This window comes from Amycolatopsis sp. VS8301801F10 (genome assembly GCF_046195355.1).
Classification (GTDB): Bacteria; Actinomycetota; Actinomycetes; order Mycobacteriales; family Pseudonocardiaceae; genus Amycolatopsis.
In genome coordinates this window covers 4,957,546-4,978,768 of sequence record NZ_CP176065.1, presented here as the reverse complement: position 1 = coordinate 4,978,768, position 21,223 = coordinate 4,957,546, and the positions used below count along the sequence as shown (strand labels likewise).

20 protein-coding genes are annotated in these 21,223 nt (G+C 70.0%); 10 read left to right on the top strand and 10 right to left on the bottom strand.

Going from position 1 to position 21,223, the window contains the following annotated elements:
- The first annotated feature begins 36 nt into the window (after nucleotides 1–36).
- A complete protein-coding gene (locus tag F9C11_RS23660) occupies nucleotides 37–870 on the top strand; it encodes a helix-turn-helix domain-containing protein (protein WP_409179544.1) in 834 nt (277 codons plus the stop codon).
- Nucleotides 871–1,048: 178 nt separating this feature from the next.
- On the opposite strand, the gene F9C11_RS23655 is transcribed toward F9C11_RS23660, so the two are convergent.
- The 4 genes from F9C11_RS23655 to F9C11_RS23640 form a co-directional block, all read right to left on the bottom strand.
- Nucleotides 1,049–2,023, bottom strand: a complete 975-nt coding sequence (locus F9C11_RS23655; RefSeq protein ID WP_409179543.1) for an NADPH:quinone oxidoreductase family protein — start codon at nucleotides 2,021–2,023, stop codon at nucleotides 1,049–1,051.
- Nucleotides 2,024–2,037: 14 nt separating this feature from the next.
- A complete protein-coding gene (gene pntB / locus F9C11_RS23650) occupies nucleotides 2,038–3,456 on the bottom strand; it encodes a Re/Si-specific NAD(P)(+) transhydrogenase subunit beta (RefSeq protein ID WP_409179542.1) in 1,419 nt (472 codons plus the stop codon).
- A gap of 21 nt (nucleotides 3,457–3,477) precedes the next feature.
- Complete coding sequence (locus tag F9C11_RS23645; protein ID WP_409179541.1) at nucleotides 3,478–5,001, bottom strand: Re/Si-specific NAD(P)(+) transhydrogenase subunit alpha; 1,524 nt, start codon at nucleotides 4,999–5,001, stop codon at nucleotides 3,478–3,480.
- Between the two features lie 385 nt (nucleotides 5,002–5,386).
- A complete protein-coding gene (locus F9C11_RS23640) occupies nucleotides 5,387–6,040 on the bottom strand; it encodes a TetR/AcrR family transcriptional regulator (RefSeq protein ID WP_409179540.1) in 654 nt (217 codons plus the stop codon).
- Between the two features lie 140 nt (nucleotides 6,041–6,180).
- On the opposite strand from F9C11_RS23640, the gene F9C11_RS23635 reads away from it, so the two are divergent.
- The 3 genes from F9C11_RS23635 to F9C11_RS23625 all read left to right on the top strand — a co-directional run bounded on the left by F9C11_RS23635 (nucleotide 6,181) and on the right by F9C11_RS23625 (nucleotide 8,272).
- Entirely contained in the window at nucleotides 6,181–6,513 is a 333-nt protein-coding gene (locus tag F9C11_RS23635; protein WP_409179539.1) for a VOC family protein, read from the top strand.
- An 87-nt stretch (nucleotides 6,514–6,600) separates the two neighbouring features.
- Nucleotides 6,601–7,455 carry an alpha/beta fold hydrolase gene (locus tag F9C11_RS23630; RefSeq protein ID WP_409179538.1) on the top strand — a complete coding sequence of 285 codons (855 nt, stop codon included), beginning with the start codon at nucleotides 6,601–6,603 and terminating at the stop codon, nucleotides 7,453–7,455.
- A gap of 211 nt (nucleotides 7,456–7,666) precedes the next feature.
- Nucleotides 7,667–8,272 (top strand): TetR/AcrR family transcriptional regulator, encoded by a 606-nt coding sequence (locus F9C11_RS23625; RefSeq protein WP_409179537.1) that lies wholly within the window; start codon nucleotides 7,667–7,669, stop codon nucleotides 8,270–8,272.
- A 218-nt stretch (nucleotides 8,273–8,490) separates the two neighbouring features.
- Here the strand turns inward: F9C11_RS23625 and F9C11_RS23620 are convergent, their stop codons facing one another.
- The 3 genes from F9C11_RS23620 to F9C11_RS23610 are packed head-to-tail and all read right to left on the bottom strand — an operon-like array spanning nucleotide 8,491 to nucleotide 11,820.
- Entirely contained in the window at nucleotides 8,491–10,107 is a 1,617-nt protein-coding gene (locus F9C11_RS23620) for a class I adenylate-forming enzyme family protein (RefSeq protein ID WP_409179536.1), read from the bottom strand.
- Nucleotides 10,108–10,129: 22 nt separating this feature from the next.
- Nucleotides 10,130–10,915 carry a MaoC/PaaZ C-terminal domain-containing protein gene (locus tag F9C11_RS23615; RefSeq protein ID WP_409179535.1) on the bottom strand — a complete coding sequence of 262 codons (786 nt, stop codon included), beginning with the start codon at nucleotides 10,913–10,915 and terminating at the stop codon, nucleotides 10,130–10,132.
- Nucleotides 10,912–11,820 carry an SDR family oxidoreductase gene (locus F9C11_RS23610; protein WP_409179534.1) on the bottom strand — a complete coding sequence of 303 codons (909 nt, stop codon included), beginning with the start codon at nucleotides 11,818–11,820 and terminating at the stop codon, nucleotides 10,912–10,914. The genes F9C11_RS23615 and F9C11_RS23610 overlap by 4 nt, the downstream gene beginning before the upstream one ends.
- Nucleotides 11,821–11,908: 88 nt before the next feature.
- On the opposite strand from F9C11_RS23610, the gene F9C11_RS23605 reads away from it, so the two are divergent.
- On the top strand, nucleotides 11,909–12,667 hold the full coding sequence (locus F9C11_RS23605; protein WP_409179533.1) for an enoyl-CoA hydratase family protein: 759 nt from the start codon (nucleotides 11,909–11,911) through the stop codon (nucleotides 12,665–12,667).
- 18 nt (nucleotides 12,668–12,685) lie between these two features.
- Nucleotides 12,686–13,744, top strand: a complete 1,059-nt coding sequence (locus F9C11_RS23600) for an NAD(P)H-dependent flavin oxidoreductase (RefSeq protein ID WP_409179532.1) — start codon at nucleotides 12,686–12,688, stop codon at nucleotides 13,742–13,744.
- Between the two features lie 173 nt (nucleotides 13,745–13,917).
- Here the strand turns inward: F9C11_RS23600 and F9C11_RS23595 are convergent, their stop codons facing one another.
- The 3 genes from F9C11_RS23595 to F9C11_RS23585 are packed head-to-tail and all read right to left on the bottom strand — an operon-like array spanning nucleotide 13,918 to nucleotide 17,062.
- Complete coding sequence (locus F9C11_RS23595) at nucleotides 13,918–15,069, bottom strand: acetyl-CoA C-acetyltransferase (protein ID WP_409179531.1); 1,152 nt, start codon at nucleotides 15,067–15,069, stop codon at nucleotides 13,918–13,920.
- Between the two features lie 17 nt (nucleotides 15,070–15,086).
- Nucleotides 15,087–15,887 (bottom strand): SDR family oxidoreductase, encoded by an 801-nt coding sequence (locus F9C11_RS23590; RefSeq protein ID WP_409179530.1) that lies wholly within the window; start codon nucleotides 15,885–15,887, stop codon nucleotides 15,087–15,089.
- Nucleotides 15,884–17,062, bottom strand: a complete 1,179-nt coding sequence (locus F9C11_RS23585) for an acyl-CoA dehydrogenase family protein (RefSeq protein ID WP_409179529.1) — start codon at nucleotides 17,060–17,062, stop codon at nucleotides 15,884–15,886. Before F9C11_RS23585 ends, F9C11_RS23590 begins: the two co-directional genes overlap by 4 nt.
- 96 nt (nucleotides 17,063–17,158) lie before the next feature.
- Here F9C11_RS23585 and F9C11_RS23580 point away from each other — a divergent pair, with 96 nt between their 5' ends.
- From F9C11_RS23580 to F9C11_RS23565, 4 genes are read left to right on the top strand one after another with little or no spacing between them, the layout of a single operon-like run.
- Nucleotides 17,159–18,037 carry an enoyl-CoA hydratase gene (locus tag F9C11_RS23580; RefSeq protein WP_409179528.1) on the top strand — a complete coding sequence of 293 codons (879 nt, stop codon included), beginning with the start codon at nucleotides 17,159–17,161 and terminating at the stop codon, nucleotides 18,035–18,037.
- Nucleotides 18,034–19,188 carry an acyl-CoA dehydrogenase family protein gene (locus tag F9C11_RS23575; protein ID WP_409179527.1) on the top strand — a complete coding sequence of 385 codons (1,155 nt, stop codon included), beginning with the start codon at nucleotides 18,034–18,036 and terminating at the stop codon, nucleotides 19,186–19,188. Before F9C11_RS23580 ends, F9C11_RS23575 begins: the two co-directional genes overlap by 4 nt.
- On the top strand, nucleotides 19,185–20,138 hold the full coding sequence (locus F9C11_RS23570) for an acyl-CoA dehydrogenase family protein (protein ID WP_409179526.1): 954 nt from the start codon (nucleotides 19,185–19,187) through the stop codon (nucleotides 20,136–20,138). The genes F9C11_RS23575 and F9C11_RS23570 overlap by 4 nt, the downstream gene beginning before the upstream one ends.
- On the top strand, nucleotides 20,138–21,211 hold the full coding sequence (locus tag F9C11_RS23565; RefSeq protein ID WP_409179525.1) for an acyl-CoA dehydrogenase family protein: 1,074 nt from the start codon (nucleotides 20,138–20,140) through the stop codon (nucleotides 21,209–21,211). The genes F9C11_RS23570 and F9C11_RS23565 overlap by 1 nt, the downstream gene beginning before the upstream one ends.
- Nucleotides 21,212–21,223: the final 12 nt, after the last annotated feature.

Here is a 21,223-nt window from a genome sequence, read left to right as displayed (position 1 = left end):
TGGCTGCGGCCGGTGGCCCGGAGGCATAGTGGCGGCATGGATCTGCGCGAACTAGGCGTCTACCTCAAGTCGCGGCGCGACCGGATCGGCCCGGCGGACGTCGGTCTCTCCGCCGGGCCGCGCCGCCGGGTGCCCGGGCTGCGCCGCGACGAGGTCGCCACCCTGGCCGGCGCTTCGGTGGACTACTACGGGCAGCTGGAGCAGGGCCGCGGCACGCAGCCGTCGGAGCAGATGCTCGCCGCGCTGGCCCGGGCGCTCCGGCTGACCAGCGACGAGCGCGACCACCTCTACCACCTGGCGGGCCGCCCGCTGCCGCCCGCGTCGAGCGGCAGCGCGCACGTCCAGCCCGCCCTGCTCAACCTCCTCGGGCAGCTGACCGCGACCCCGGCGCAGGTGATGACCGACCTCAGCGTCCCGCTCGTGCAGAACCGGCTCGCCGAGGCACTCCTCGGCGCTCCCGCGCCCGGCGACGGCGTCCAGGCCAGCTTCGTCTACCAGTGGTTCACCGACCCGGCCGCGCGGCAGCGCTACCACCCGGACGAACACGAGCACCAATCGCGAGTCTTCGTCGCCGACCTGCGCGCCGCGCTCGCCAAACGCGGCCGCGACGCCCTGGCCGGCGAACTCCTCTCGACGCTGCGCGCCCGCAGCGAGGAATTCGCGTACCTGTGGGAACAACGCGAGGTCGCCGTCCGCCGCACAGACCGCAAACGGCTCGTGCACCCGACGCTCGGCGTCCTCGAACTCGACTGCATGAACCTGCTCAGCGAGGACGGCGGCCAGCGCCTGCTGTGGTTTACCGCCCCGCCGGGCAGCACGGACCTCGACCTGCTGGGCGCCGTCGGCACCCAGGACCTCGCAGCCCGCTAGTCCACTATGGACTCACGGGGTCACGAGCACACCCCGCCGGGCGGTGCCGACCTCGACCTGCTGGGCGCCGTCGGCACCCAGAGACCTCGCAGCCCGCTAGTCCACTATGGACACCCCGCCCAGCGTCTCCGACGATGCACCGCCGGAGACGCCCGGGGCCTCGCGCGGCGTCAGTCCACTAGGGACGGACAGCCAGGATGAGCTTCCCCATCGCCTTCCGGTTCTCGATGACCTCCAGCGCCTCCCGCACCTCCGCCAGCGGGTAGCTCCCGCCCAGCGGCGGCACGATCGCGCCCTCGGCCAGCTTCAGCAGCAGCTCCGCCCACTGTCCCCGCAGGTACCCCGGGCGCGGCAGCGCGTACGCGCCCCACCCGACGCCCACGACGTCCAAGTTGTTGAGCAGCAGCCGGTTCACCTTCACCTCCGGGATCGACCCGCCGGTGAACCCGATGACCAGCATCCGCCCATCCGCGGCGAGGCAGCGCAGCGAATCGGTGAACCGGTCGCCGCCGACGACGTCCGCGATCACGTCGACGCCGCGGCCGCCGGTCGCCGCCTTCACCGCGTCCTTGAACCCGTCCGCCAGCACGTACTCGTCCGCCCCGGCCGCGACCGCCGCCTCGCCCTTCTCCGGCGTCGACACCACGCCGAGCACCTTGCCCGCGCCGAACGCCTTCGCGACCTGGATGACCGCCGTCCCGACCCCGCCGGCCGCGCCGTGCACCAGCACCGTTTCCCCGGCCGCCATCCGGCCGCGGCGGCACAGCGCGAAGTGCGCGGTCAGGTAGTTGAACGGAATCGCCGCCGCCTGGTCGAAGGCCAGGTCGTCCGGGATCGGGAAGACCGCGTCCGCCGCGCACGCGACCTGCTCGGCGAACCCGCCGAGGAACGGCAGCGCCGCGACCCGGTCCCCGGCCTTGACCGCCGCGCCGTCCGGAGCCTCCGCCACCACCCCGGCGACCTCCGCGCCCGGGACGAACGGCAGCTCCGGTTTCACCTGGTACAGCCCGCGCGTCTGCAGCAAGTCCGGAAAGGACACTCCGGCCGCGTGCACGTCGATCAGCACCTGGTCGGCGCCGCGCGCGGGGGCCTCGGCTTCGACCACGGAAACGGTCGACGGGCCTTCGAGATCCTTGATGTGTACGGCTTTCATGCGTTTCTCCTGGTTCACAGCGCGGAGAGGATGTCGTTGACGCGGTCTTTGGCGTCGCCGAAGAGCATGGCGGAGTTGTCGCGGAAGAACAGGGGGTTCTGCACGCCCGCGTAGCCGGAGGCCATGGAGCGTTTGAACACGATCACGTTCTCCGCTTCCCAGACGGTGAGGACGGGCATTCCGGCGATGGGGCTGCCCGGGTCTTCGGCCGCGGCGGGGTTGACGGTGTCGTTGGCGCCGATGACGAGGACGACGTCGGTGTCGGCGAAGTCGTCGTTGATCTCGTCCAGTTCCAGCACGATGTCATACGGCACCTTGGCTTCCGCGAGGAGCACGTTCATGTGGCCCGGGAGGCGTCCGGCGACGGGGTGGATGCCGAACCGGACGTCGATGCCCTTGTCGCGCAGTTTCCGGGTCAGTTCCGCGACCCCGTACTGGGCCTGCGCGACCGCCATCCCGTAGCCCGGCGTGATGATCACCTTGGACGCCCCGGTGAGCAGCTCCGCCGCGCCCTCCGCGGTGATTTCCCGGTGCTCCCCGTAATCCTTGTCCCCGGACGGTCCGGCCTCGATCCCGAACCCGCCCGCGATCACCGAGATGAACGACCGGTTCATCGCCTTGCACATGATGTAAGACAGATACGCACCCGACGAACCGACCAGCGCGCCGGTGATGATCAACAGGTCGTTCTCCAGCAGGAACCCCGACGCCGCCGCCGCCCAACCGCTGTAGCTGTTCAGCATCGAGACGACCACCGGCATGTCCCCGCCGCCGATCGAGGCGACCAGATGCCACCCCAGCGCGAGCGCGAGGACGGTGACGACGATCAGCAGCCACAACGCCGGGCTGACCACGAACCACGCGGTGAACGCCACGAACAACACCAGCGCGCCGAGGTTGAGGACGTTCTTGCCGGGCAGCATCAACGGCGCGGACTTCATCTTCGCCGACAGCTTCAGGTTCGCCACGATCGACCCGGTGAACGTCACCGCCCCGATGAACACCCCGATGAACACCTCAGCGTGGTGAATCCCCAACGTGCCCAAGGAATCCAAGTGCTGGGCTTCCCCACCCGCGGGGTCGCACTCGACCTGCAGGTAGCCGTTCCAGCCGACCAGGACGGCGGCGAGACCGACGAACGAGTGCAGCAGGGCGATCAGCTCGGGCATCCCGGTCATCTCGACCACGGCCGCCCGCCGCAGCCCGATCCCCGCGCCGATGACCATCGCGACGATCATCAACGCGACCGACGTCCCGGTGATCTCGCCGGTGACAGCCTGGGCGATCGTCGCGATCAACGCGACCACCATCCCGGCGATCCCGAAATAGTTCCCGACCCGGGCGGTTTCGTGCCGGGACAGTCCGGCGAGGGCGAGAATGAACAACAGCCCGGCCACGATGTAGGCGGCCTGGCTGGCAGTGTGCACAGTCATCTGAAAAGAGGCCTTCCGTGGTCAGCTGCGGGAGAACATGGCGAGCATCCGGCGGGTCACCGCGAAGCCGCCGAAAATGTTGATCGTCGCCAGCAAGGTCGCCACCGCCGCCAGCACGACGACGACTGTGTTGCCGCTGACCAGGTTCAGCAGCGCGCCCACGACGATGATCCCGGAAATCGCGTTCGTCACCGACATCAACGGCGTGTGCAACGCGTGATGCACATGCCCGATCACGTAATAGCCGATCACGATCGCCAACGCGAACACCGTCACATGCGGCAACAGGGCCGCTGGAGCCAACGCCGCCAGCACCAGCACCACCGCCGCGATCCCCAAGACGACCCCGAGCCTGCGACCGGAGGACATCGGCTGCTTCTCCGGCTCCTCCTTCTTCACCACCGCCGCGGGTTTCTGCGGCGCCGCGGAGACCTGCACCGGAGGCGGCGGCCACGTCAACTCGCCGTTGCGCACGACCGTGATCGACCGGACCACCACATCCTCGAAATCGACCACCAGCCGGCCGTCCTTCTCCGGCGTCATCAGCTTCATCAGGTTCACCAAGTTGGTGCCGTACAGCTGCGACGCCTGCGCCGGAAGCCGCCCGGCGAGGTCGGTGTAACCGAGGATCGTCACGCCGTTGTCGGTGACGATGCTTTCCCCGGCGACCGAACCCTCGACGTTCCCGCCGTTCGCCGCCGCCATGTCCACAATGACCGAACCCGGCTTCATCGACGCCACCATCTCGCCGGTGATAATCCGCGGCGCCGGACGCCCCGGGATCAACGCCGTCGTCACGATGATGTCGACCTCGCGACACTGCGCCGCATACAGCTCTTTCTCGCGCGCCTTGTAGTCCTCGCCCATCTCCTTCGCGTATCCCGTGGCGGAGACTTCGGCGTTCGGGTCCTCGATGGACAGATACTCCCCGCCCAGGCTCTTCACCTGATCCGCGACCTCCGGGCGCGGGTCCGTCGCCCGCACAATCGCACCCAGCGACCCCGCCGCCCCGATCGCCGCCAACCCCGCCACACCCGCGCCCACCACCAGCACCTTCGCCGGGTTCACCTTCCCCGCCGCGGTCACCTGCCCGGTGAAGAACCGCCCGAACGTGTGCGCCGCCTCCACCACCGCCCGATACCCCGCGATATTCGCCATCGAGCTGAGCACATCCAGCGACTGCGCCCGCGAGATCCGCGGCACCGCGTCCATCGCCAACGCCGTGACCGGCCGCCGCGCCAAATCCTCCACCAACTCCGGCCTCAACGCCGGAGCCAGCAAACTCACCACCGTCCCACCCGACTTCACCGCATCCAACTGCGACGACGACGGCGCATTCACCCCGAACACGATGTCCGCCTCGGCAATCGACCCGACCGCCGCACCAGCCTCCGCATACGCCTCGTCAAAAAACCCCGACAACAAACCCGCGCCCGGCTCCACCGCGACCTCATAGCCCAGCCCGCGCAGCTTGCCCACCGTCTCCGGAGTCGCCGCGACGCGCGTCTCCCCCGGCTGGGCCTCCTTGAGCACCCCGATCAGCATGCCGTCTCCTTCCCGCTCGTTCGCGGAAGATCCGCCGGCCGGGCCTGACGGCGTTTTGGGTCGCCACCTGGTCCGACTTCGCCCGCTTCAGGTACAGATGCGCTGGATACTCCCATGCCGCCCGGCCTCCGGCAGCCAACCGGAGCCCCTTTTTCGGCGGCGAGCGCGACGAGATCACGGTCATAGCCGCGGGCGATCGCGGCTGCCGGATCCCCCGCGCTGCCCCCGGGGCCGCGGCACTGGGCCGGGAAACCGCCGACTACCCGGTTGAACCGCCCCGCCGGGCCTCGGCCGCCGCCGCTGCGGGCCCGGCCGCGGATCGGCAGCCGGATCGATCACGACGTCCGCAGTGATGTCCGCCACTTGACAACCGGCCGCCGCGCGCTCAGCCGACCGGGCGGCCCACTCCGTTGCTCCGCCTGGAGCCCGCGGTCGCGTACCGGGTCAGCATGGCCGTCAGCTCGTCCTCGAACGCGGGAAGATCGAGCGGCTCCGGCCCGGCGATCAGCTTGTGCACGAGCAGTTCCACCGTGTTCACCACGAGCCGCGCCGCCATGTCCACATTGGACACGTGCGCTTCCGGGGAGCGCTCGAGCAGCCCGCGCACATAGGCGATCTGCTCCTCCTCGTACCGGGCGACCTGCTCCAGCAATTCCGCGGAGCGCGGGGCTTGTTCGGCCATCACGCGCAGCAGTTGCGGATCGTCGAGGTGGTTCTGGACCGCCGCGTGCACGATTTCGCGGAGCGCGTCCTCGAGCGTCGTCGGCGGCCCGGTGGTTTCCCGGTGCCGGCGCAGGGTTTCCGCGCCGGCGTCGAGATGCCGCGCCGTCAGCGCGACGAGGATGGCGTCTTTGTTGGGGTAGTACTGATACAGCGACCCGATCGACACCCGCGCCCGCTCCGCGATGCGGTTCGTGGTGCCCGCGGCGTAGCCCTGCTCGGCGAAGACCTGCGCGGCGGCCGCGAGGATCCGCTGGCGGGTCAGTTCGCCGCGCACCTGCTGGGGTTCCTTGCGCGGCTGGAGCCGCTTTCCGGGCATCGCGAGCCTCCTCGGCAGCGGTGAGCTTTTGCTCATAATAACCCGCTGAACAGGGTGGACGCGGCAAGTGCTTGCACTTCGCCAGCACTCGTGGTCTCCTGGCAGCGCTTGCAGTTCGCAATCACTTCAAAGGGGAAGCCATGATCCGTCGAGTACTCGCCCAGTGCACCGTCTCCGACCTCGCGCGCGCCGAGGAGTGGTACGCCGCGCTGTTCGAGCGCGGTCCCGACGCCCGCCCCATGGCCGGACTGCTGGAATGGCGCCTCGGCGACACATTCGGCCTGCAGGTGTGGTCCGAACCCGGGCGAGCCGGGCGGTCGACGGTCGTCTTCGAGGAAACGGATCTCGACGCGGTCGCCGCGCGGGCGACGAAGGCCGGGATCGCCCACGACGGACCGCGCCCCGGCGGCGGCGCGCGCATTCTGCCGCTCGCGGACCCGGACGGAAACCGCGTGGTGTTCAGCGGCGCCTGAGCCGGAACCTGCTTGACCGGCCGGTCCGGACCGGCCTAACCTCGCGACTAGAGCGATCGCTCTAGTCGCGAGACCCGAGGAGGTCCGATGCCGCGCGTGGAACTGTCCGCCGGGCCGATCGACTACACCGACACCGGCGGCTCCGGCCCGGTCCTCGTGTTCGGGCACGGGTTCCCGATGTCCGGCACGCAATGGCGCAAGGTCGTCCCCTTGCTGGACGGTTGCCGCTGCGTCCTGCCCACCCTGCCGCTCGGCGCTCACCTCGCCCCGATGCGGCCGGACGCGGACCTGACCCAGTTCGGCGTCGCGCGGCTGCTCGGCGAATTCCTCGCCGCACTCGACCTCCGCGACGCGACTGTCGTGCTCAACGACTGGGGCGGCGGCCAATTCCTCGTCGCCGACGGGCTGGCGCCGGCCGAGCACGTCGCCCGCGTCGGACGGCTCGCGCTGGTCGCGTGCGAGGCGTTCGACAATTTCCCGCCCAAACCGGCGCGACTGGCCGTCCGCCTGCTCCGGCTCCCCGGCGGACCGTGGCTGCACGCCCAAGCCACCCGGACCTCGTTCTACCGGCACGCCAAGGCCGCGTACGGCGGGATGTGCGAGAGCCGGATTCCCGACGACGTTCTCGAAGGCTGGTTCGCTCCGGCGTTGCGGGACAAGGCAATCCGCCGGGACATGGTCAAGTTCGCCACCGGCAGCCCGCCGCGGCGGGTGCTGCTCGAATGGACCGGGCGGCTGCGGACGTACGAGCGGCCGGTCCTGGTCGTCTGGGCGGGCAAGGACCGGATGATGCCCGCCGACCACGGGCGACGGCTCGCCGAACTGTTCCCGGACGGCCGCCTCGTCGAGATCCCGGACAGCGGCACCCTGATCCCCGAGGACCAGCCGGAACGGCTGGCCAAGGAACTGACCGCGTTCCTCGCCGAAACCGGCGCAGGCTGAACCAGCAGGCCGATCCGGTCGACGGAAACCGCACTCCGGGCGGTTCTTCGGAGATTGTCCACCGCGACGCCGGCCAACGGCGACCGCGTTCCGCCGGAATTACTCGACGGGCTCCTGGACACCGCCGTCGAACAGTTCCCGCGCGGCCCCCGTCCATAACGAAACCGGTCGGCCCGGCGAATGCGGCGGGCAATTGGATACCGTGGTCGGCATGGCTGACCAACGACCGCTCGGCTTGCGAGAACGCAAGAAGCTCGACACGCGCAAAGCGCTGAGCGACGCCGCCGTGGCGCTGATGTACGAGAGAGGTCCAGACAACGTCGTCCGCGAGGACATCGCGGAACGCGCCGGGGTGTCGCTTCGGACGTTCAGCAACTACTTCGCCACGAAGTACGACGCGGTCGCCTACCGGCAGGAACACCGGATCCGGCTCAGCGCGGAACTGCTGCGGCAGCGCCCGCCGGAAGAACCGCTGTGGACCGCGCTCGCCGAGGCGCTCATCGAACCGCTGCGCGCCGACGGGGTGCCGTACGGGCAGCCGGCCTCCGACCAGCTCAGCGCGGTGCAGGCGTGGAGCGCGACGCCGGAGATGCGCACCGCATTGGCCCGCGTGGACACCCGCGACCTGGTCAAGGCGATCGCCGACCGCACCGGCACCCGGGTCGGCGAACTGTACCCGCAGCTGGTGTCCGACGTCGCGATCGCCGCGATGACCGCGGTGCTGAACCGGTTTCTGGACGAGAGCCTGGAGAAGTCCGTTCCGGCGACGCTGCGCGAGGTGTTCGCCGGGATCGCGCAGGGGCTTCCGCCTCAGTGATCCTCGGGGAAGCCAGACGCATTTCGTACCGGGATCCGGTTGCGCGGCAAGGAATCCGGCGTAATCCACTGCGTTGACGACGCCATCCTCAGTGACCGGGCGCAGCTGCTGGGTCTCGCGGCCGCGCCGGTACCCGGTGCTCCAGGTCGAGCACCTCGCGGGCGGACGGCTCGCGAGCGTCCGCTCCGGTCCTCGCCGGAACCACCGCTCCCGGCCTGCTACTCCCACCGCACCCGCCGCCGGACCACCTTGCCCGTCGCGTTGCGCGGCAGCGGATCCCGGGTCAGGAACCAGGCCGTCGGGACCTTGTACCGGGCGAGCCGGTCGCCGAGATAGTCCCGCAGCTCGTCCGCGTCCACTTCGGACCCGGGGCGCACCACGACCTTCGCGGCCACGATCTGGCCGTAGTCCGCGTCGGGCAGTCCGGCCACGACGCATTCGGCGACTCCGGGGTGCCCGGCGAGCTGTTCTTCCACCTCCGCCGGATAAACGTTCTCCGCTCCGCGCAGGATCAGATCGCTTCGCCTGCTCCGCACGAACAGCGCACCGTCGCGCAGCCGGCCGAGGTCGCCGGTCCGGAACCAGCCGTCCTCGGTGAACGCGGCGGCCGTCGCGGCCGGGTCGTTGTAGTAGCCCAGCATCACCTGCGGGCCGCGGAGGTGGATCTCGCCGTCGGTGCCGTCCGGGACCGGGCGGCCTTCGGGGTCGCGGATCTGCACTTCCATGTTCGGCACGGGACGGCCCGCGGTGTCCGGGTCGGCGACGAGTTCGGCGGGGGTGGCGAGGGTGGCCGCGGTGGACGACTCGGTCAGGCCGTAGTTCGTGCTCAGCGAGGCGGCCGCGCCGGGAAGCGCGTCCCGCAGCCGGGCCTTCAGCTCGGCGGTCGACGGCGCGCTGCTGACCGAAACCGTCTTGAGCGAGCTGAGGTCGTACCCGGAAAGATCGGCCTCGACCAGGCGGGACAGCATCGTCGGCACCGCGCCCCAGTTGGTGATCCGCTCGGCCTGCACGAGGTCCAGCACACGGTGGATGTCGAATTTCCCTTGGTACAGCACGGCGGTGTCGCCCACCGCGAGCCGCACGACCGCGAGGTTGTGCAAGGCGGCGATGTGGAACAACGGGGTGGCCAGCAGGAATCGGCGGTCCCGCGCCGGACGGCCGAACTCCGCCGCCAGAGCGTCGTTGAACAGGTGAAACCAGACCGCCGCGATTACATTGCGATGCGAATGCGTCGCGCCCTTCGGACGGCCGGAGGTGCCGCTCGTGAAAAGGACGACGGCCGGATCGTCCTCGTCGACCGGCTCCGGCCGCAGCTGCGCGCCTTCGTGGCGGCCGAGGAGTTCCCGGTATTCCGGGCTGCCGAATCCCAGCACCGGATACCGGTCCGGGACCAGCGGTTTCCGGGCCGCGTCGGTCAGCACGACCTTCGGCGTGGTCAGGTCGACGCCGTGCGCGACCTCCGGCGCGGCCCACATCGAGTTCATCCCGACCGCGATCGCGCCGAGCGACACCGCCGCCCAGAACGCGACTATCCACTCCGGACAGTTCGCCGCGCACAATCCGACCCGGTCCCCGCGCCCGACCCCGTACTCGGTCCGCAGCACCGAAGCCAGCACCGCGACTTGGCGGTAATGCTGGGAAAAAGTGAGCCGACTGTCCACAGTGACCAGATACTCGCGATCGCCGAACGCACGCGAGGCCTCGAGCAATTCGGTCAGGCACCGATGCCGCCGCGCGAACACTCTCGCCGGACGGCCCGCCACCGGCTCCGCCCGGATCTCGAACTCCGCGCCCGGCGCGGTCAGCCGCGCGATGATGTCGTCCCGCTCGGTCATCGGTCGCCTCCCGTAGGGTCATTCATCCGAAGCGGACGCGACCGCCGTCGACCACAGGACCGCGGTCCGACCTGATCCGCAGGTCGCCGTCGGACCAGCCGTCGACCTGCAGCTGTTCGCCCGGGAACACTGGTGCGGCAAACCGGCCTTCCAGATATCTCAGGTCCGCCGGATGCGCGCCGACCTGCCGGGCGGCGACCAGCGCGCCCGCGCCGAGGGTGGCCAGGCCGTGCAGGATCGGGCGCGGCTGGCCGATCCCGGCCGCTGCCGCCGGATCGACGTGGATGTGGTGCCGGTCCCCGAGCAGCCGGTAGAGCAGCGCTTGATTGTCCGCTGTGGACAGCGGAGCAGTCCACTCCGGACTGTTCACCGCAGACGGACGGCCCGGGCCGCGTTCGCCGCCGAAACCGCCGATGCCGGGACAGAACAACGACCACGTCGCGACGAAGTAGTCCGATTCGACGGCCACCTCATACACCGCCGCACTGCCTTTGTCCCACACCTCCGGAACCCAGGCCCGCATGGACATCTCCCCGGCCGGCGGCAATGGCCGCACCACCTCCAGCCGTTGCGAGCCGTGTACCGCGTTGCCGACCTCGAACGCCCCGGCCGAGCCGAGGACGTCCGGGGCCCATTGGGCGAGCGTCAGCGCGAACGGCGGCAGCACCCGCAACCGGTCCTCGAAGACCAAGTCGAGTTCGTCCGGCCGGGCGCCGACGGCGAGCGCGTAAAGGATCGGGTCGCGGTCGCGGTAGCCGACGGTGCGCTCGCCGAGAACCCGGCCTTTCCAGTCCGCGGGGCTGCTCACTGCGCCCCGTAAACCGGTTCGGGCTTGGGCGCTTCGTTGAGCAGCTCGCGCACCGCCGGGCCGACCTCGGCGGCGGTCCAGCGCCGGTCGAGTTCGCGGGACGGGCCGTGGCTCCAGCCGTTTTCCACGCAGATCCGGCCGCCCTCGACCTCGATCACGCGGCCGGTGACGTCCGCGGCGTCCTCGCTGGCCAGCCACGCGACGATCGGCGACACGTTGCCCGGGTGCATGGCGTCGAACCCGCCTTCCGGCGCGGCCATCCGCGCCGCGAACGGGCCCTCGGTCATCCGGGTGCGCGCGGCCGGGGCGAGCGCGTTCACAGTGATCCCGTACCGGCCGAGTTCCGCGGCTCCGACCAGCGTCAACGCGGCGATCCCAGCCTTGGCGGCGCTGTAGCTGCCCTGGCCGACGCTGCCCTGCAGCCCCGCGCCGGAGGTGGTGTTGACAATCCGCGCGGCCCGCGTTCGCCCGGCTTTCGCCTCCGCGCGCCAGTAACCGGCGGCGTGGTGCATCAGCGCGAAATGCCCCTTGAGGTGCACCGCGACGACCGCGTCCCACTCCTGCTCGCTGGTCGTCACGATCATCCGGTCGCGCACGAACCCGGCGTTGTTGACGACGATGTCGAGCCCGCCGAACGCATCGATCGCCTGCTGTACCAACGCTTCCGTCGCCGCGAAGTCCGCTACGTCCGCGCCGTTGGCCACCGCTTCGCCGCCCAGCGCGCGGATCGCTTCGACCACTTCGCCGGCCGGACCGTCGGACGCGCCTTCGCCCGCGCCCGACGTGCCGAGGTCGTTCACCACCACCCGCGCGCCCTGCCGGGCGAGTTCCAGCGCGTGCTCGCGGCCGAGCCCGCGTCCTGCCCCGGTCACGATCGCGACCCGGCCCTCCAAGATCCCGCTCACATCGTCTCCGTCCGTCGGCCGGCGAGGAGGTTCCCCGTAAACCAAGCAAGTGTTAGGCTACCAAGCAATCGCTAGGTTAGGAACGCACGTGACGATTTCCACGCAGCTCCACGACAACGGCACCTTCGTGGTCACCATGGACTACCCGCCGGTGAACGCCCTGCCGGTCGCCGGATGGTTCCGCCTCGCCGAAACGGTCCGGGAGGCGGGCGAGGACGCGGCGGTGCGCGTCGTCCTGCTCCGCGCCGAGGGCCGGGGCTTCAACGCCGGCGTCGACATCAAGGAAATGCAGCGCACCACCGGTTTCGACGCCCTCGTCGGCGCGAACCGCGGCTGTTACCTGGCGTTCAAAGCGATCTACGAATGCGCCGTGCCGGTGATCGCCGCGGTGAACGGTTTCTGCCTGGGCGGCGGCGTCGGACTGGTCGGCAACTGCGACACGATCATCGCCGCCGACGACGCGTACTTCGGAGTCCCCGAGGTAGACCGCGGCGCCCTCGGCGCGGCCACGCACCTCGCCCGGCTGGTCCCCCAGCACCTGATGCGCACGCTGTACTTCACCAGCCGCACCATCATGGCGAACGACCTGGTACAGCACGGTTCGGTGGTGGAAACCGTGCCCGCCGCCGACCTGCACGACGCGGCGCTCGCCCTGGCCGCCGAGGTAGCCGCCAAGGACCCGCGCGTGATCCGGGCCGCCAAAGCCGCACTCAACGGGATCGACCCGATCGACGTCAACCGCAGCTACCGGTACGAACAGGGCTACACCTTCGAACTCAACCTCATCGGAGCCGCCGACGAACACCGCGATGCCTTCGTCACGACCGGCCGCCCGCTGAACGACTGACCTTCCCCGAGGAGACCCGTGCCTCTCCGCACCCCGCTCACCGAGCTGACCGGCGTCGCCCACCCGATCGTGCAGACCGGCATGGGCTGGGTCGCCGGCCCGCGCCTGGTATCCGCGACCGCCAACGCCGGCGCCCTGGGCATCCTCGCCTCCGCGACGATGACCTACGACGAACTCGACCACGCCATCCAAGAAGTCAAACAGCGCACGGACCGGCCTTTCGGCGTCAACCTGCGCGCCGATGCGGGCGACGCCACCGAACGCGCCGAGCTGCTGATACATCACGGCGTGAAGGTGGCATCTTTCGCTCTGGCGCCCAAAAAAGACCTGATCGCGCGGCTGAAGGACCACGGCCTGGTCGTGATGCCCACCGTCGGCGCCGCCCGGCACGCCGAAAAGGTCGCCTCGTGGGGTGCCGACCTGGTGATGATGCAAGGCGGCGAAGGCGGCGGCCACACCGGTCCGACGGCCACCACCCTGCTGCTGCCATCTGTACTGGACGCGGTTGATATCCCAGTAGTCGCCGCTGGTGGTTTCTTCGACGGCCGCGGACTAGCCGCCGCCCTGTCCTACGGCGCGGCAGGCATCGGCATGGGCACGCGGTTCCTGCTCACCAGCGACAGCGCGGTGCCGGACGAGATCAAACGCACCTACCTCAGCTTCGGCCTGGACGGCACCGTCGTCACCACCCAAGCCGACGGCATGCCGCACCGCCTGCTGCGCACCCCGTTCATCGAGGGCCTCACGAAGGAGGGCTCCGTGCGGCGCTTGGCCCGCACCCTGCGCCGCACGAAGGACTTCAAGCGATTGAGCGGCCAGTCCTGGCCCTCCTTGCTCGCCGACGGCCTCCGCATGAAACGCGGCAGCGACCGCTCGTGGACGCAAACGATGCTGGCCGCCAACACCCCCATGCTGCTCAAAGCGGGTTTGGTGGAAGGCGACACCAAGGCCGGAATGCTGGCGGCCGGACAGGTAGTCGGCGTCATCGAAGACCTGCCGAGCTGCGCGGAACTGGTGACCCGGATCGTGGAAAGCGCCCAGGAACGGTTGAAAGCCACCAGCGCCCTGCTGGACTGAGCCGAGGTCCGCCCGCGCAACCGCACCGGTGCACCCAACCCCCGCACCCCGACACGAAGCCGCAACACGGCGCTGGGGCATCTTTCCCGCCTTGCCAAGCACCCCAGCGCCGTAGTCAGCCTCAAGCTTCGGGGTGCCCCCACCGCACAAGCCGACCCGAACGAAACCGCACCCTAAAGCCGTTCAAGCACAGTCACATTCGCCTGTCCCCCGCCCTCGCACATGACCTGCAACCCGAACCGCCCCCCGCTCCGTTCCAATTCATGCAGCAAAGTAGTCATCAACCGCGCCCCGGTAGCCCCGAGAGGATGCCCCAGCGCGATCCCGCCCCCATTGACATTGACCTTCTCGTGCGGCACTCCGATCTCCCGCATCCAAGCCAGCACCACCGGCGCGAACGCCTCATTGCACTCAAAAAGATCGATGTCCCCCACTGACATCCCAGTCTTCTCCAACGCCCGCTGCGTAGCCGGAATAGGCGCAGTCAACATCCACACCGGATCCGCCCCGTACACGCTGATGTGATGCACCCGAGCCCGCGGCGTCAACCCGTGCTCCGAAACCGCACGCTCCGAAGCAATCAGCAAAGCCCCGGCCCCATCGCTGATCTGCGAAGCCACCGCGGCAGTAAGCGGACTGCCTTCTTCCAGCGGCTTGAGCCCAGCCATCTTCTCCAAGGTGGTATCCCGCCGAGGCCCCTCGTCCACGGCGAACGCACCCACCGGCGAGATCTCCCGCGAAAACCGGCCTTCGTCGATAGCCGCCAACGCCCGCCGATGACTCTCGTAAGCGAATTCCTCCAGGGACGACCGGGAAAGCCCCCACTTCTCCGCGATCATCCGAGCCGACCGGAATTGCGAAACTTCCTGCTCCCCATACCGGGCCACCCACCCGGGCGACTCCGCGAACGGCGTGCTGAACCCGAACTGCTGCCCCACCACCATCGCCGAGGAAATCGGAATAGCGGACATATTCTGCACTCCCCCGGCCACGATCAGATCCGCGGTCCCGGACAGCACCCCCTGCGCCGCGAAGTGCACCGCCTGCTGACTGGACCCGCACTGCCGATCGACAGTCACCCCAGGAACGTGATCCGGATATCCAGCCACCAGCCAGGCAGTCCGGGCGACATCCCCAGCCTGCGAGCCAATAGTGTCGCAACACCCGAACACGACGTCGTCGACCGCACCCGGATCGATCCCGGTCCGCTCGACGAGCGCACGAATCGCATGCGCGCCGAGATCAGCCGAATGCACTCCCGCGAGCGCACCGCCCCGCCGTCCCACCGGAGTGCGAACCGCGTCGATCACATATGCCTCAGGCACGAAATCCTCCTGCCGGATCAGGGATGCTGACTGCTCACCGAGACGACTTCGCCCGTGAGGTACGACGAATAAGCACTAGCGAGAAACACCATCACATTGGCGACTTCCCACGGCTCCGCGGCCCGGCCGAACGCCTCGCGCCCCTTTAATTCGGCAAGCAGCTCAGCGGTGGTCACCTTCTCCAGGAACGGATGCATCGCCAGACTCGGCGACACCGCGTTCACCCGGATCCCGGCGGAAGCCAGATCCATCGCCGCGGACCGGGTCAGCGCCATCACCCCGGCCTTGGCCGCCGCGTAATGCGCCTGCCCCTCCTGCGCCCGCCAGCCGATCACCGAAGCGTTGTTCACGATCACCCCGCGGCGCCCGCGCGCGATCATCCGCCGGGAAGCCGCCCGAATGCAGCGGAAAGTCCCGGTGAGCGTCACATCCAGCACCAGCGACCACTGCTCGTCGGTCATCTCGGTGATCGAAGCCGTGCCCCCGAGGCCGGCGTTGTTCACCATGACTTCGACCCCGCCGAACGGCTCGGCCGCGTCGAGCAAAGAACCGACCTGTTCTTCCTTGGTCACATCGCACACCACCGAACTGACCCGCTCGGCGCCGAATTCCGCGCCCAGTTTGGAATCCGCCTCGGCAAGCCGCCGCTCGTGCGTATCCCCGAGCACGACCGCCCGTGCGCCCTCTTCCAAACAGCGCCGGGCGACAGCCGCACCAATTCCCGCGCCCGCCGCCGCGGTCACGACGACCACGCGTTCGGCGAGCAACCCGTGTCCCGGCACGTAATCGGGCGCGGGCTGTTCCGGTTTATCACTCACGGTCGCGGCTCCCTCGGCAGGCCGAGCACCCGCTCGGCAATGATATTGCGCTGGATTTCGTCCGAGCCGCCGTAAATGGTGTCGGCCCGGCTGAACAAGAAAAGCGTCTGCTGCGCGTCCAGCTCATAGGAACCGGTCGCGGTCAACGCGGAACCCCCGCGGACCTCCATCGCCAATTCCCCCAGTTCCCGATGCCACCGAGCCCACAGCAGCTTCGACACCGAAGCCTCCGGCCCCTGCGACCCCGCCTCGTACGCGCTCAAAGTCCGCAGCGCGTGCACCCGCAGCACCTCGAGGCCGACCGCGGCCCGCGCCAGCCGATCCCGCACCACCGGATCGTCGTACCGTCCGTTCGCCCGCGCGGCAGCGACCACGCCGGCCAGCTCCCGGGCGAACCCGACCTGCTGGCCGACAGTCGACACCCCGCGCTCGAACCCGAGCGTCGCCATCGCGACCCGCCACCCGTCCCCGGGCGCGCCGACCACCAGCGACTCCGAGGTCCGGGCCCCGTCGAAGAACACCTCGTTGAACTCGCTGGTCCCGGTCAGCTGGCGGATCGGCCGCACCTCGACCCCGGGCTGGTCCATCGGCACCAGCAAGTACGACAGCCCGGCGTGCCGTCGCGACCCCGGCTCCGTCCGCACCACCGCGAAACACCACTGCGCGTGCTGAGCGAGCGACGTCCAGATCTTCTGCCCGTCGATCACCCATTCGCCGTCCTCCAGCCGGGCCCGCGTGCGCACCCCGGCCAGATCCGACCCCGCGCCCGGTTCGGAATAGCCCTGGCACCACAGCTCGGTGACCGCGGCGATCCCCGGCAGGAACCGCCGCCGCTGCTCGTCCGTGCCGTGCGCGATCAACGTGGGCCCGAGCAGCTCCTCACCCAGGTGGTTCACCCGCGCCGGGGCGTTCGCCCGCGCGTACTCCTCGTGGAAGATCATCTGCCGCACCAGGCTCAGCCCGCGCCCGCCGTATTCGACCGGCCAGCCGAGGCACGTCCAGCCGTGCGCGGCCAGATGCTGGTTCCACGCCTGCCGTTCCCGCGGCGCCTCGTGCTCGCGCCCGGATCCGCCGAGGCCCTTCAGCGCGGCGAACTCGCCCGCGAGGTGGTCGCGCAGCCACTCGCGCACCTCGGCGCGGAACTGCTCGTCCTCGGGGGTGTAGCGAAGATCCACCCGTCCTCCTGGTCCGCCGGCGCCGGTCCGGCCACGCTACCAAACCAAGCACTTGTTTGGTAGCATCGCCGCCGAATCGAGAGGGAGTGATGCGCGTTGAGCGGAACCGAGCAAAGCACCGACGAGCAGGTCGTGACGTACGAGGTGCGCGGTCCGGTCGCGGTCGTCGCGCTGAACCGGCCGCGGTACCGCAACGCGCAGAACTCGAAGATGACCTACGCGCTCGACGCCGCGTTCGCCAAGGCGGTGGACGACCCGGACGTCAAGGCGATCGTGCTGGCGGGCAACGGCAAGCACTTCTGCGCCGGGCACGACATCGGCACCCCCGGCCGCGACGCCGGCCAGAGCTTCGAGCGCAAAGCGGTCCTCTGGTGGGACCACGCCGACCGGGCGGGCGTCGATTCCCGGTTCGCCCGCGAATCGGAGGTCTACCTCGGCATGTGCCGGCGGTGGCGGGAGATCCCGAAGCCGATGATCGCGATGGTGCAGGGCGCGTGCATCGCGGGCGGGCTGATGCTCGCGTGGTCGTGCGACTTCATCGTGGCCTCCGACGACGCGTTCTTCTCCGATCCGGTCGTCCGGATGGGCATCCCGGGCGTCGAGTACTTCGCGCATCCGTGGGTGATGAACCCGCGCGCGGCGAAGGAATTCCTCTTCACCGGCGACCGCTTCGGGGCCGGCCGCGCGCAGGCGCTCGGCATGGTCAACCACGTCGTGCCGCGCGCCGAACTCGAAGAGGCGACGTTCGCGATCGCCGAGCGGATCGCGCAGATGCCGCAATTGGGCCTCGCGCTTACGAAGAAAGCGGTCAACCAGGCCGAAGACCTGATGGGCATGCGGTCCGGAATGGACTCCGTGTTCGGCCTGCACCACGCCGCGCACGCGCACAACGCGGAGCTGGACGCCGATTCGCTCGCCGGGCTCGACGCGCGTTCGATGGCGAAGGCCAACAAGAAGGCCGCGGGAGAGTCATGAGCCCGGAATTCACCGCCGCGGAAGAGGAGTTCCGCGCGGAGGCGCGCGCCTGGCTGGCGGAAAACAGCCCTGGCCCGCTGCCGTCGATGGACACCGAAGACGGGGCCCGCGCGCACCGCGAATGGGAAGCGAAACTGGCCGAGGGCCGGTGGTCCGTGGTCACCTGGCCCGCCGAGTACGGCGGCCGCGACGCGACGTTGACCGAATGGGTGCTGTTCGAGGAGGAGTACTACCTCAGCGGCGCGCCGACCCGGATCGCGCAGAACGGCATTTCGCTGCTGGCCCCGATCATCTTCGAGCACGGCACCGACGAGCAGCGCCACCGGCACCTGCCGGCGACCGCGAACGGCACCCGGATCTGGGCTCAGGCCTGGTCCGAACCCGAGGCGGGCAGCGACCTCGCCGGGATCCGCAGCACGGCCGTCCGCGACGACGACCGCGGCGGCTGGGTCCTCACTGGACAGAAGATCTGGAGTTCCCGCGCGCCCTTCGCGGACTGGGGGTTCGGCCTGTTCCGCTCCGATCCCGAAGCCGAACGGCACCGCGGCCTCACCTACTTCCTGTTCCCGCTCGATGCCGCCGGCGTCACCGTCCGGCCGATCGCCCAGCTCGACGGCGACTGCGGGTTCGCCGAGATCTTCTTCGACGACGTCTTCGTGCCTGACCACGACGTCCTCGGTGGGGTCGGCGACGGCTGGCGGGTCGCGATGAGCACGGCGGGCAACGAACGCGGCCTGTCGCTGCGTTCGCCGGGCCGGTTCCTCGCGGCGGCGGACCGGCTGCTGGACCTCTGGGCCGAACGCGGGGCCGAAGCGCCGCACCTGCGCGACCGCGTGGCCGACGCGTGGATCAAGGCCGAGGCCTACCGGCTCTACACCTGGGACACCGTCGACCACGTCCAGAACGGCGGCGACGTCGGCGCGGCGGGCAGCGTGAACAAGCTCTTCTGGACCGGCCTCGACCTCGGCATCCACGAAACGGCGCTGGACCTGCTCGGCCCGGAGCAGGAGCTGCGCGGGCGCTGGACCGAGGACTACCTGTTCGCCCTCGGCGGCCCGATCTACGCCGGCACCAACGAAATCCAGCGCAACATCGTCGCGGAACGGCTGCTCGGCCTCCCCCGCGGCGAACGCGGGAAGGCACAGGCATGAAGTTCCGGCTGTCCGCCGAACAGCGCGCGTTCGCCGAAGCGCTGGACGCCCTGCTGGGCGCGGCCGACGTCCCCGGCGTCAACCGGTCCTGGGCGGCCAAGCGGCCGGAATCCGGGCTGCTGCTGTGGAAACAGCTCGCCGAACTGGGCGTCACCGCGCTCGCCGTGCCCGAGGAACACGGCGGGGTGGGCGGGACGCCGGTCGATCTGCTCGTGGCCTTCGAGCGGCTGGGATATCACGGCGTGCCGGGTCCGCTGATCGAATCGGTCGCCGCCGCGCCCGCGCTGCTCACCGACGCGTCGCTGCTGTCCTCGCTGGCATCCGGGGACGCGGTGGTGACCTTCGCGAGCGCGCCGGACACTCCGTACGCGCTGGATACTGATGTCGCGACGGACGTCTTCGTGGTCGGCGACGCGCTGGCCCGGGCGGAAATCGGCCGCTCGCTGCAGTCGGTCGATCCTTCGCGGCACCTGTTCGAGGTGACCGCCGCGGCCGAGGTTCAGCCGCTTTCTCCCGAAACACGGCAAAAAGCACTCGATCTCGCCAGCCTCGCCTGTGCCGCCGAACTGCTGGGCTGCGGCGAGCGGATGCTGGCCGACACCGTGGCATATCTGGGGCAGCGACGGCAGTTCGGCCGCGTGATCGGCGAGTACCAGGCGCTCAAGCACGCCGTCGCGGACGTCCGGGTGGCGCTCGACTTCGCCCGCCCCCTGCTGCTCGGTGCCGCCCGCGAACCGAACGCCCGCTCAGTCTCGGCGGCGAAGGTGGCAGCCTCGGACGCGGCCCAGCTCGCCGCGCGCACCGGACTGCAGTTGCACGGCGCGATCGGTTACACGCTCGAATGCGACCTGAGCCTGTGGTTGCTGCGCGTCCGGGCACTCGTGGGTTGCTGGGGCACGCCCGCCGTGCACCGAGCGCGAGTGCTGGAAAGCCTGATGAGGGGCCGCTGATGCACTTCGCGCTGACCGACGAGCAGCGGGATCTCGCCGCCGCCGTCCGCGGGCTGGTCACCCGGAGAGCCGCGAAGACCGACCTGCGGGCGGCGATCGACTCGCCGTCCGGGTATGACACGGAGCTGTGGTCCGCGTTGTGCGAGCAGATCGGCGTCGCGGCGCTGGCCATTCCCGAGGAGTACGGCGGGGCCGGGTTCAGCCTGTTCGAAACGCATGTCGTGCTGGAAGAACTGGGCGCGAGCCTGACGCCGTCCCCGCTGCTGGGCTCGGGAGTGCTTGCCGCACAAGCATTATTGGCGGCGGACGCGCCCGAGCTGCTCCTCGAAATCGCGGCGGGCGAGGTCGTCGCGCTGGCGTGGGCAGACGGTGCCGGACGGCATCGGACCGACGGTTCGGACGTGGTCGCCTCGGGCGGCGTCCTGAACGGCACCGCGACGCTGGTGCTGGACGGCGCGCAGGCGTCGCACCTGCTGGTGGTCGCGATGGCAGACGGACGCCCCGCGCTGTTCCAGACCGACGCGACGGCCGAGGCGACCCCGGCGGTCGACCAGACGCTCAGGTTCGCCAAGACCGAATTCCGCGACACCCCGGCGACTTTGCTCGCCGCCGACTTCACCGAAGCGCTCCCCCGGCTGCACGCGATCGCCGCGATCGCTTGCACCGCACTGCAAGTCGGCGGCGCACAGTCCTGTTTGGACCGGACTGTCGCGCACCTCAAGGAACGCGAACAGTTCGGCCGTCCGCTCGGTTCGTTCCAGGCGTTGAAACACCGGGTCGCGGACATGCTGGTGCAGGTCGAAACCGCTCGTTCAATCTCGTGGGCGGCCGGGTTCGCGGCCGGCAACGGCACCGATCTCGTCCAGCAGGCGGCATACGCGAAATCCTGGTGCAGCGAGGCTTTCAGCACGGTAGCGGCCGAAACCGTCCAGCTGCACGGCGGGATCGCGATCACCTGGGAACACGACGCCCAGCTGTATTTCAAACGAGCGCACGCACTCGCGCAGCTTTTCGGCGACGCCCGCGAGCACCGGGCCCGGCTGCTGGCGCGCGGCCGCGCGGTGCCCGCCTGAGCGGCAGGAAGA